The following is a 10,928-nucleotide window of genomic DNA, read 5'->3' as shown; positions in this document are numbered from 1 at the left end:
GAAAAAATTGGCTCCATGTTCCGGTTGTAGAAGGAGCATTAAACACAGAACCTAATTGAGTACCATTGATACCAAATTGGAGGGCAGCAGGATTTCCAGGGGCTAAAGTAGAAACCCAAGTGCTAAACGCATAGGTTGTATTGGGCGTAACATTAACCGTTTGACACCAAACATCTGTATTAGGAGTTCCGGAACCATTAACGGCCATGAACTGACCCGAACCTGTGGTATGATCTACCCCAACAAAATTAGGATGGTTATTTGCGGCATTGGTTGTAACTTCATAGTTTCCGGCAGGAACCAAATTGTTACTATTTACATATCCACTTGAGAATCCGGAATTTCCCAAGGAAAAATCTCCATTGACAACAATGTTACCCGAAGGAGCGGTAACAGTAACAGTATAAACAGTTGTTGCAGAAGGACTAGCTGTTGGATTAGAACTGTTGGGGTTGGAAAGTCCGTTAGTTGGGCTCCAGGAATAGGCCAAACCGCCACTAGCAAAAAGTTGAGCGGTTCCTCCTGAACAAATAGTAGTATCGTTCCCTGCTGTTACATTGGGCGGAGTTGTTACAAACACAGTAACTGTATCCGTTCCTGCACAACCGTTGGAAGTTCCGGTAACAACATACGAAGTAGTTACAACAGGACAGGCATTCGGAGTTGCGGTATTAGCTCCGGTAAGTCCTGCTGCGGGACTCCAGGAATAGGTTGTAGCACCGGAAGCATTTAGGGTAACACAGCTACCATTACAAACTGTTTGATCAAGTCCGGCTGATACAGTTCCAGAGGTGACAATTATAGAAAGATAGGCTGTATCTCTAATAATAACGCCAGGGCAGGCATTGGTATCTGTACCAATAATAGTTACTGTGTAAGTTCCCGGATTGGTAAAGGTATGGCTTGGACTAGGAGAGGTAGAGAAAGAACCATCTCCGAAATCCCAATTATACAAATCAGCCCCGTTAGAATTGGAAGAGAAATTGACATTAAATGGAGCGCATCCGGAAGAACTGGGGCTTGCAGAAAGAGAAATATTGACATCTGTAATTTCAAAGCTAATTTTAATTCCACCAAAATTACAACCCGCCGGATCTCCATTTGCAGGGCCAATAACACCTGGGGTTGTCGGAAAGCCGTTAGCACTTCCACAACTGGCACAAACTGCTTCATACATCACCCCTGAAGGATCAAATCGACTTGTTCCGCCATCGACATGTTCCGGTGTTCCATTTCCACCATAAAAACTTCCAAATAATTGAGTAGCGAAATTGTTTTCTAAAACAAAAAAGTAAAAGTCACTTCCATCGGTGGTTGATTGAATTGCATTAGCAGTAACAGGCAATCCGGTTGTGGTTCCACCTGCAGTGGCTATCCCATTTACTTGTCCACCCCAACCCGCAACATAAACACGTTCACAAACATCTACTAAAAAAGCTGTTGGAGAAATATTGATTTGTGTTCCTCCTGTTCCGAATTTTGCAGCGGCAATGGTTGTTGAAAAACCTGAATTTAATTTAAGAATAAACTGCTGCCCATTGGCAGAGGCAAAAGCTCCCGGAGTAGTTGGATAATTTCCTAAGGTTTGCCCGGTAACATATACATCGCCTGTCAAATCTATTCCAACACAATAAGCTTGGTCATAAAAATTGGTACCAAGGTAACTTGACCCCAATAAGGCAGTTCCATTGGCATTAAGATGACTGATCCACCCATCTGCTGTTCCCCCCATGGCTGTGGAGTGAATCACACCTGAAGTGGTTGGAAAATTGGTACTGGAGGTTCCACCGCAAACAATTGGTGCATTATTCGCATCCAATTTCAAGGAATAAGCACCTTCTGTTCCTGTTCCGCCTAAATAGGTACCCCAAATTCGATTCGTAAGAGTACTGTTAAATTTAGCAATAACCCCATCCTGAGTGCCGGAAAGACTAGTTTGATAGGCTCCTGCAGAAACAGGAAAGTTAACAGATTGGGTGCTGGAAGCTATGTAAATATTATCATTTGCATCTACAACAACCTCCCCCCTAAACTGATCTCCATAATTATAATTAAGGGCCGTTGCGCTGTTAATTCCATCATTACCACTTCCGCCGAAATAAGTAGATCCGACAAGGGCTGTACCATTTGGATTTAGAACTGATACGACAATATCTGAACCATTTGTAAAATTGGTTCCATTGCTTGGAAAATTAACAGCCACACCGCCATTAAAGGAATTATCAAAACATCCGGCTGTTGTTGGAAAATCCGTTGAAGAAGAACTTCCAAGAATCACCAATTGACCTTGTGAATTTATATCCAAGCTACTTGGCTGATCGCAGGAATTCCCTCCAATTAAAGTTGAATATACAAAGGAGGTTGCATTGGGACTAAACTTGGTTATGGACATATCAACTTCCCCTCCGAAGGTTGTTTGGTATGCACCTGTAGTGTACGGATAGTTAACGCCAAACACAATGCCACCTCCGTAAAAATTACCGGCATTATCATACGTTGCAGTAAATCCAAAATTATCATCTGCGGCACCTGTCATGGTTGCAAAAACAAGAGTTGGGTCGATAACCAAAGGCAAATCATTTCGATAACCCTTTGGAAAAATAAAACTCACTGTTTGTCCCTTTAGCAAAAACTCACAAGCTACTTGTTGTCTTTTCCCATCCACCATTTGGTAAGCAATTGGTTCAAGTTCGGTAACCTTGCCAATAGAAGTTTGAATAATTAGTTTACCACTTTTGATTTTTAAGTTTTCTACCCCTTCGTAATTTATTTGGATTAACTCCGGATTAGCCCCGGCTTCCAGTTCAAAGTCATATTTAAGCTGACTTTCTGTTCCTTTAAATTTCCAGGTAATACCAGGGTAGATATTTTCATAGGTTATTTGTGCAAATGCTGGTACCCTACTTGTCCATTTTTGAGTATCCTTTCCTTTTAAGTAGTTATGGAAACCTGGTAACTCTTCCATTCCTGCGGGAATAACCAAGTTGGCATTCATTAAACGCATGCGATAAGCATGACCTTTGATAGATTGACGGTATGAGTGGTGATGCAATCCATTTGCCAAATCAACTTCTTCCATTGGACTTTCATGAAGATTTATCAAAACAGAAGAGGTTTGATAAAAAAGTTCACCTTGGTGTAGGTTCAGTCTAAAAAAAGTCTCCTTTTCCCATTGGCCTTTGTTTTGAATAAAACGAGGTCCATTGGAAGGATTAACCGAATAAACCAAGGATGAAAAACCTATTAAAAGAAAGAATATAAATAGCTGTAAATAAGAATGATAGCCTTGTTTCATGAATTAAAACAGATTATTCTAAATTAAACAAACTACAATATTAATAAGCTTCTTGGATTTTCGCCCTTTTTATTTATTCCCCTGCTACCTTTGGCAAAAAAATTCTAATGGAAATTAGCCTTGTAGTTGCAACCTCAATAAATGGTGCCATTGGCAAAGACAACCAATTGTTATGGCATTTACCTGCCGATTTGAAACGTTTTAAAGAGCTTACCACCGGGCATCCAATCATTATGGGTAGAAAAACCTTTGAATCCATTGGAAGGCCCTTACCCAACCGAAGCAATATTGTTATTTCCAGAAACAAAGACCAGAAATTCGAGGGTGTTTTTATGGCAACATCTCTTTCGGAAGCAATTCAGTTATGTCCACCACAATCAGAGCCTAAAATTATTGGTGGAGGGGAGATTTATGCCCAATCCATAGGAATAGCATCAAAAATATACTTAACCAAAGTTCATGTCGAAATAACCGGAGATACTTACTTTCCGGAAATAGTTCCATCACAATGGAAAGAAACGCAGAAAGAAATCAGGCTGAAGGATGAAAAAAATCCTTTTGATATGGAATTTATTACTTTGGAAAAAATCTAAACCATTGAACCTATTCTTTCCAAGGCCATTTTTCTTGTCCATTCATCAGAAGCAATCAAATCTTCTAAACTTGGATGGGTTATCAAGGCAGATTTTGACAGGCAATGTTCTATAATTTCAGGTATTTCCAAGAATCCAATTTGATCTTTCAAAAATGCCTCCACTGCAATTTCGTTGGCAGCATTTATAACACAAGGAGCATTTCCACCTAATTCCAAGGCATGAAAAGCTAATGACAGACAATGAAAGGTATCCAAATCAGGTTTTTCAAAGGTCAAAGTAGGATAGTTCATAAAATTAAATCTTGGAAAATCATTTGATATCCGGGAAGGAAATGCCAACGCATATTGAATTGGTAATTTCATGTCAGGCAATCCCAATTGTGCCTTCATTGAACCATCCTGAAACTGAACCAAGCTATGAATAATACTTTGTGGATGAACAACGACTTCAATTTGTTCAGGTTTTAAATGAAAAAGCCATTTAGCTTCGATTACTTCTAATCCCTTATTCATTAAGGTTGCAGAATCGATGGTTATTTTGGCTCCCATGGTCCAATTCGGATGTTTTAAGGCCTGTTCCTTCTTAATTTCGTTTAATTCTGATCGCTTCCTTCCCCGAAATGGGCCTCCTGAAGCTGTCAGAATTATCTTTTCAATAGGATTATGAAATTCTCCAACCAAACATTGAAAAATGGCAGAATGCTCAGAATCAACCGGATAAATATTAACTGCTTTTGATTGAGCCAATTTAGTTATTAACTCACCTGCAACTACCAAGGTCTCTTTATTGGCTAATGCAATTGTCTTACCTGAATTTATGGCTGCAATGGTAGGCTTTAGTCCGGCATATCCTACCATAGCTGTTAAAACGATATCTATATCTTCAGCGGCAATGGCTTGCTCTATACTTTCAATACCGGTGTAAACTTTAATTCCTTGACTCCACAATTGGTCTTGAACCCAGTTATACTTTGATTTATCGGCAATTACCACTACATTTGGCTTAAACGTCAAGGCTTGTTTTACCAATAATTCTGCATTGGAACCTGCAGTTAATAGTTCAACCTGAAATTTTTCCGGATTGGCAGCTACCACATCCAAAGCCTGAGTACCAATTGAACCGGTTGAACCTAAAATGGCTATATTTCTTTTCTCCACAATAAAATTATCGTGCAAAGAAAAGGAGTATTCCGCTAATTTTGCCAAAATGGATAAAACTAATAAAAAGTATGCACTTGCATTGCTGTTCCTAACTGCTTGTTGGTTTGGAATGATAGTAGCAGTTTCTATGGAAGCTACTCTGAGACCTAAAACCCCGGAATTATTGCCCGAACATAAAGGGCTTATGTTTGTAATGACCAGGACAATTTTTGAATTCTTCCAAAAAGCAGAACTACTCTTTTGTGTTTTAATGCTTTTTCTAAGTTCAAGAATAGGGAAAGAATGGTGGAGAATGGTTTACCCTTTCTTAGTTTTTGCCTTATGTGTGGCAGAATCATTTCTTTTTATGCCCATTTTAGCCCATCGTTCATCCCTTTATTTTCAAGGCATTCCCCTTCCACCATCAAATATCCACTTTTATACGGTAGCAGCCGAAGGACTGAAATTAGTCCTTTTGATTCTTATATTTCTTCAAGTTGGAAAGTTTTTTTTACAAAATTTGAAAACCGAACCTGAAACCAATTAATTTTGACTTATCAAACCCTCCAAGAAAAAAATGCAAATCCAGTTGAAACGAATTTATTGTTAACTTTGCAAATATTTCCGATACGAAATGAATTTTACTACTGACAAGAAAGAGAAATACGCCATTATTTCTTTGAAGGCTGAAAAGCTAGATAGTCATGTATCCCCATCTCTGAAAGCAGAGCTTGTGGTTATTAATGCCGAAGGTTTTAAAAACATCATACTTGATATGAGTGAAACCCGGTACTGCGACTCCTCCGGACTTAGTGCAATTCTTGTTGCTAACCGACTTTGTAAAAATGCTAATGGTAGCTTTGTACTATCAGGATTGCAACGCTCTGTGGCTAAATTAATTTCCATTTCTCAACTTGATACTATCCTTAATATCGTTCCAACCGTTGAAGAAGCTCATGACTTGCTTGCCATGGAAGAAGTTGAACGTGGTCTGGATAATGCTTAATTTTGTAATTACTAAATCAATCAATAATCACCTAAAAACAAAAAAATGAAAAAAGGTTTACTTTCCATTTTAGCTGTATCTTCAGCATTATTAGCTAGCGCACAATGCACTCCTGATCCAAACTTGTTTGTTTCAGTTGCCGGCGGTAAATTGCTTCCTGATACTGCAACTTTCAACAACGATCCTCAGTATGCTTACCAACTTAACACGGATTACTCAGCAGTTTTTAATCTAAAAACAATTACCGACACAACTGCTTCCGGTTTGTCTGTAAAAATTATCAAAATTAAATACATCGGTATGGATGGCGCTCCAGCAGGAACTGTTGTTACTACCGACCAAGCTGACGATACTTGGGAAAATGCAGGTACTTTCCCAAACCTAACTCCTGTTGTTGGTTGTGCTACTGTTACCGTTCCAGGTGCTAGCTTAGCTAATTCAGCTACTTATGACCTAACTCTTAAAGTTGACTTGTTGTTAAACATTGCCGGTCAAGAACAATGGTATTCAGCTCTTCCTGCTCCAATCGGAACCGGTGACTATATCAAATATGCAGGTTATAAATTAAACGCTTCAACCGGAATTGAAACTTTAAACACAGCAGATTTGAATTTGGTTGTTTACCCAAATCCATTTTCAACTACCGCTCAAGTTAGTTTCTCTATGAAAAATGCCGGTAAAGTTTCTTTAAACGTAACCGACATTACCGGTAAAGTTGTAAGAACTGCCAGCATCGATGGTAAATCAGGTGTAAATAACTACCAACTTAACAAAGACAACTTACAAGCTGGTATCTATTTCATCAACCTTACTTCCGGCGAAAAAACTATTACTGAAAAAGTTTCTATTCAATAATATTTTCTCCCATTATCAAAAAAGCCTCGAATTTTCGGGGCTTTTTTGTTTTATGCTACTCATTCTAAGCATTTTTATTATTTTTGTACCAACTAATCCTAAAAACCAACTTGATGAAAAAACTTGTACTTAGCATTTTTTCGATTGTAGCTCTTAATCAAGCTTATTCCCAGTGTATTCCGGATGGCAATACGAATGGTGCTCTTGCCTTTCCAAGGCCAGCTAATGCTGCCGGTGGATCTCCAATGGATACCATCTCAGGTTCAACCACTTCCATGTTCCCTGATGTTGTTCAATTTAAACTTCCATCTGATACAACCATTAGTGGCTTGTCAGCTACCATTGACAGTATCTGGATTGAAAGCCTAGCTAATTTCCCTGCAGGAATTCAATACAATTGCAATACCCCTGATTGCAAATGGGCAGGCGGAACCAATGGCTGTGTTACCTTCCTTAACACTACACCGGGTGCAGGAATCATCGAAGTACAAATTAACCTGAAAGTTAAAGGTATCGCCTTTGGAACAGCTCTTACAATTCCTCAAAGCTTGTATTATAAATTTGACGCAGCTTCAGTTGGAATCGATGATATTATCCAATTAAACAAATTCTCTGTCATTCAAAATAGCCCTAACCCTTTCTCTGAATCTACAACTATTCATTTTGCTTCTCCGGTAGCTACTAAAATTGCTTTTGAAGTGCGTAACATGATGGGGCAAACCGTTTATTCAGAAACTATCAATGCATCCCAAGGATTAAATTCTGTTGTATTCGCAAATTCTAATTTAGCTAACGGAACTTATTTCTACTCTTTAAACAACGGACAAATAACCACTACCGGAAAAATGTCTATCCAAAAATAGTAATCAACTAACCCAATAACAATCAATAAACTTTTACTCTTAATTAAATGAAAAAATTAGTTTTATCTATCGCTATTGTAGCCTCTAGCCTTGCTAGCTTCGCTCAAGCTATTGACATCTACACTCCAGCAACCATTCCTGGTGGAGCAGTTGGTACCACTTACAACCAAACTATTAATTTTACTGTTCCTTCCACCGCTACCATTAGCACTGCAGCATTTGGTCTTCCTGCTATCCCTGGTTTACCAATTCCTTCTACTTTGCCTGCTAACATTACCGCAACTACCCTAACTGTTGCCGGATTACCTGCTGGTGTTACCGGAACTTTTGATGTTGCAACCGGAGAATATGCTGCCGGATCTTCAGGAACCTTGACTTTAAACGGTGCTCCAACTGAAGGCGGTTCTTTCACTGTACAAATTACCTCCTCTACGGCTGGTAATGCTACCTTAACCGGACTTGGCGACTTCTCCTTCCCTGGAACCATTTCTACTCCTTTTACTGAAATCCCTGTTCCGGCATTACCTCAACTTTTCGACAAATCCTATACCATGGATATTTCTACAGGAATCGAAGACCTGAATGCAAATGCTTTTTCTGTAATCCAAAACATGCCAAACCCTTTCTCAGGTTCAACCACCATCGCTTTCAGCACCCCAGGTGTTGAAAAAGTTAACCTAAAAGTTTTTGATATGCTTGGTAAAGAAGTTTATTCTCAATCCATCCAATCTAAAGCAGGTGTTAACCAAGTTGAATTTGATGGAAGTAGCCTAAAAGAAGGTATTTACTTCTTTAGCCTATCTAACGGAAGCAAAAACTTCACTCAAAAAATGCAAGTTAAACGCTAATAGCATGAATATCCTTATTCTGGGTAGTGGAAGTGCAACACCAACCTTAACCAGAAATCCAACCGCCCAGTTACTCGAAGTTTCTGGGCGGTTGTTTTTAATTGATTGTGGTGAATCAACTCAAATTTCACTTCTCCGAAAAAAAATACCGCTTCTAAAAATTAATCATATTTTTATTAGCCATCTTCATGGTGATCACTGGCTAGGACTTCCCGGATTAATTTCAAGTATGCACCTGGGAGGTAGAACAGAACCCCTTCACCTCTTTTGCCCAAAAGGTTTGGATGAAATACTCTCCATCATTTTCAATCATTCCGATACTCATTTGCAATTCCAAATCAATTACCATTTCCATTCTACCGATTCAAAACAACTTATTTGGGAAAATTCCTTCTTAGAAATTTTCTCCTTCCCTCTCCTTCATAAAATCCAATGCAATGGTTTCCTTTTCCAAGAAAAACCAAAACTTAGAAATTTGAGAAGAGAAGCTATAGAAATTCACCATATTCCGGTTGAAGATATGATGGCGATTAAAGCAGGATCGGATTGGATTAATTCACAAGGTCATACGATTCCAAATGCCCTTTTGACCACTCCACCAAAACCTTCCTCCAGTTACGCCTTTTGCTCCGATACGGCCTTTCATCCAAAACTAAACGATTATATCCATCAAGTTAAAGTTCTTTACCACGAAGCTACTTTTACCCAAGAACTCGAATCAAGAGCCCAATCCACCTTCCATTCAACCGCGAATCAAGCCGCCCAAATGGCTAGCTTAATTGAAACTCAAACACTTTTACTCGGCCACTTTTCGTCCCGATATAAAGATACTACCCCCTTCCTTGCCGAAGCAAAAAATCATTTCCCAAATACCATGCTTGTCTACGATGGCTTCAATTTAGATTTTTAAATTCCAATTCGTTTTGTAATTTTGACCATTGGTTGTATGAACATGGCACAAATAAAAATAATTATTGCTGATAGCAGCTATCTCATCCGTGAAGGTCTGAAAGCATTACTTTCCTCCAATAAAAACCTGAATATTATTTCTGAAGCAGGTAATAGCGAGGACCTAAAAAAATCAAAAGAGTTAAAACTGGCTGATGTAATGATTATCGATTTTACAGAACCGGAATTTAAACCGGAAGATATTGCCAAAGCCCTAGTTATCAATCCCAATATCAAAGTTTTAGCTATTTCAAACCAAATTTCTAAACCACATATTCTTCGCGCTATCGAAGCCGGAATCTGCAGCTACGTGCTTAAAGATTGTGATAAAGACGAAATTCTGGATGCAGTAGCAAATACATTCGAAGGTAAAAATTTCTTCTGTGGTAAAATCCTTGACGCAGTATTGGTCGAACAAACATCTGAAGTCAATCTTGACCACGTTGCCAGTTGTTGCGAACCGGTTGATATTAGCAAACGCGAAATGGAAATTATTCGACTCATCGCAGAAGGTATGACCAACAAAGAAATTGCCGATAAACTCTTTCTTTCCAAACATACGGTTAATACCCATCGCAAAAATATTATGCAGAAATTAGGCTTGGGAAATACCGCCGACATTGTAATGTACGCGCTTAAAGAAAAAATCATTACCCCGTTGGCCGAAGTTTAATCGATTTTTTTCCATATTTATTTTTCTAATTCTTTTTTTGATTTTTTGGCGGGTCCCATTTGCCAAAATTACTATCCCCTATTCCATCCATTTTGCAAGGCAAATGGTCGGGCTTTACACTGCAAGTCCTCGCCCCGAAAGGGTTCGGGGCTGTGGGCTTTCCGTTTCAATCCCTACCCGACGAAACCCCAACCATTTTCTCTTATTATAAAAGTACTTAAGCCCTTTGGCTGTTTGTTTATTGCTAGAATTATTCGTGCTATAGAATGAATTCCTTACCGCTTTGTTTTTCTTAACCTTAGCCGAAAATACCGCTTTTGCTTAACTAGAAGGCATTTCTATAGTCCTTGGTTAACTGCACTGGTTTACCGAGCCAAAATAAATTTTTCGGATATTTGAAAATCCTCCACCTTGCAGTGAACTAATAGATACCGCAACAAATTGGGTTTGAAATTAACTTAATAGAATGCACCTCGGGCAACAATAGAGGCAAGTAGCTCCAAGCCAACGCAGCGTTTAGCGGAGTGGGCTTGGACTACAGCCGATAGCGTGACCCGAACGCCCTTGCAAGATGATTTTAGTTTAGCAAAAATAGGGTTGGGCGGAGGGGGCCCGCATACTAAGAATTAAAAAAAATGAATTGTCCGGATAAAACTTGGAGCAAAACCTAATTATTAATCAAGTTTAAATTGAAACCAAGCGATT

10 protein-coding genes are annotated in these 10,928 nt (G+C 38.9%); 8 read left to right on the top strand and 2 right to left on the bottom strand.

Annotated elements, in window-relative coordinates; translation table 11 throughout:
• On the bottom strand, positions 1 to 3,295 hold a 3,295-nt coding region (locus K1X82_13265; GenBank protein ID MBX7183076.1), incomplete at its 3' end, for a PKD domain-containing protein.
• 107 nt (positions 3,296 to 3,402) lie between these two features.
• On the opposite strand from K1X82_13265, the gene K1X82_13260 reads away from it, so the two are divergent.
• Positions 3,403 to 3,888, top strand: a complete 486-nt coding sequence (locus K1X82_13260) for a dihydrofolate reductase (GenBank protein ID MBX7183075.1) — start codon at positions 3,403 to 3,405, stop codon at positions 3,886 to 3,888.
• Here the strand turns inward: K1X82_13260 and K1X82_13255 are convergent.
• Positions 3,885 to 5,051, bottom strand: coding sequence for a 1-deoxy-D-xylulose-5-phosphate reductoisomerase (locus K1X82_13255; protein ID MBX7183074.1), 1,167 nt, complete (start codon positions 5,049 to 5,051; stop codon positions 3,885 to 3,887). The genes K1X82_13260 and K1X82_13255 overlap by 4 nt on opposite strands.
• Positions 5,052 to 5,097: 46 nt before the next feature.
• On the opposite strand from K1X82_13255, the gene K1X82_13250 reads away from it, so the two are divergent.
• The 7 genes from K1X82_13250 (at position 5,098) to K1X82_13220 (ending at position 10,223) form a co-directional block, all read left to right on the top strand.
• On the top strand, positions 5,098 to 5,577 hold the full coding sequence (locus K1X82_13250; GenBank protein MBX7183073.1) for a hypothetical protein: 480 nt from the start codon (positions 5,098 to 5,100) through the stop codon (positions 5,575 to 5,577).
• Between the two features lie 87 nt (positions 5,578 to 5,664).
• Positions 5,665 to 6,036 (top strand): STAS domain-containing protein, encoded by a 372-nt coding sequence (locus tag K1X82_13245; GenBank protein ID MBX7183072.1) that lies wholly within the window; start codon positions 5,665 to 5,667, stop codon positions 6,034 to 6,036.
• A 45-nt stretch (positions 6,037 to 6,081) separates the two neighbouring features.
• On the top strand, positions 6,082 to 6,891 hold the full coding sequence (locus K1X82_13240) for a T9SS type A sorting domain-containing protein (GenBank protein MBX7183071.1): 810 nt from the start codon (positions 6,082 to 6,084) through the stop codon (positions 6,889 to 6,891).
• 113 nt (positions 6,892 to 7,004) lie between these two features.
• Positions 7,005 to 7,754 (top strand): T9SS type A sorting domain-containing protein, encoded by a 750-nt coding sequence (locus K1X82_13235; protein MBX7183070.1) that lies wholly within the window; start codon positions 7,005 to 7,007, stop codon positions 7,752 to 7,754.
• A 47-nt stretch (positions 7,755 to 7,801) separates the two neighbouring features.
• Positions 7,802 to 8,602, top strand: a complete 801-nt coding sequence (locus K1X82_13230) for a T9SS type A sorting domain-containing protein (GenBank protein ID MBX7183069.1) — start codon at positions 7,802 to 7,804, stop codon at positions 8,600 to 8,602.
• A 4-nt stretch (positions 8,603 to 8,606) separates the two neighbouring features.
• Positions 8,607 to 9,512 carry a ribonuclease Z gene (locus K1X82_13225; GenBank protein ID MBX7183068.1) on the top strand — a complete coding sequence of 302 codons (906 nt, stop codon included), beginning with the start codon at positions 8,607 to 8,609 and terminating at the stop codon, positions 9,510 to 9,512.
• Positions 9,513 to 9,554: 42 nt separating this feature from the next.
• Complete coding sequence (locus K1X82_13220) at positions 9,555 to 10,223, top strand: response regulator transcription factor (protein MBX7183067.1); 669 nt, start codon at positions 9,555 to 9,557, stop codon at positions 10,221 to 10,223.
• Positions 10,224 to 10,928: the final 705 nt, after the last annotated feature.

The organism is Bacteroidia bacterium (assembly GCA_019695265.1).
In the GTDB taxonomy this organism is placed as follows: domain Bacteria; phylum Bacteroidota; class Bacteroidia; order JAIBAJ01; family JAIBAJ01; genus JAIBAJ01.
This window is presented reverse-complemented; position numbering and strand designations above follow the sequence as displayed.

Excerpts from the sequence above, each read along its gene's own strand:
- K1X82_13260 (MBX7183075.1), top strand. The coding sequence starts at position 3,403 with ATGGAAATTAGCCTTGTAGTTGCAACCTCAATAAATGGTGCCATTGGC.
- K1X82_13250 (MBX7183073.1), top strand. The coding sequence starts at position 5,098 with ATGGATAAAACTAATAAAAAGTATGCACTTGCATTGCTGTTCCTAACT.
- K1X82_13245 (MBX7183072.1), top strand. The coding sequence starts at position 5,665 with ATGAATTTTACTACTGACAAGAAAGAGAAATACGCCATTATTTCTTTG.
- K1X82_13240 (MBX7183071.1), top strand. The coding sequence starts at position 6,082 with ATGAAAAAAGGTTTACTTTCCATTTTAGCTGTATCTTCAGCATTATTA.
- K1X82_13235 (MBX7183070.1), top strand. The coding sequence starts at position 7,005 with ATGAAAAAACTTGTACTTAGCATTTTTTCGATTGTAGCTCTTAATCAA.
- K1X82_13230 (MBX7183069.1), top strand. The coding sequence starts at position 7,802 with ATGAAAAAATTAGTTTTATCTATCGCTATTGTAGCCTCTAGCCTTGCT.
- K1X82_13225 (MBX7183068.1), top strand. The coding sequence starts at position 8,607 with ATGAATATCCTTATTCTGGGTAGTGGAAGTGCAACACCAACCTTAACC.
- K1X82_13220 (MBX7183067.1), top strand. The coding sequence starts at position 9,555 with ATGGCACAAATAAAAATAATTATTGCTGATAGCAGCTATCTCATCCGT.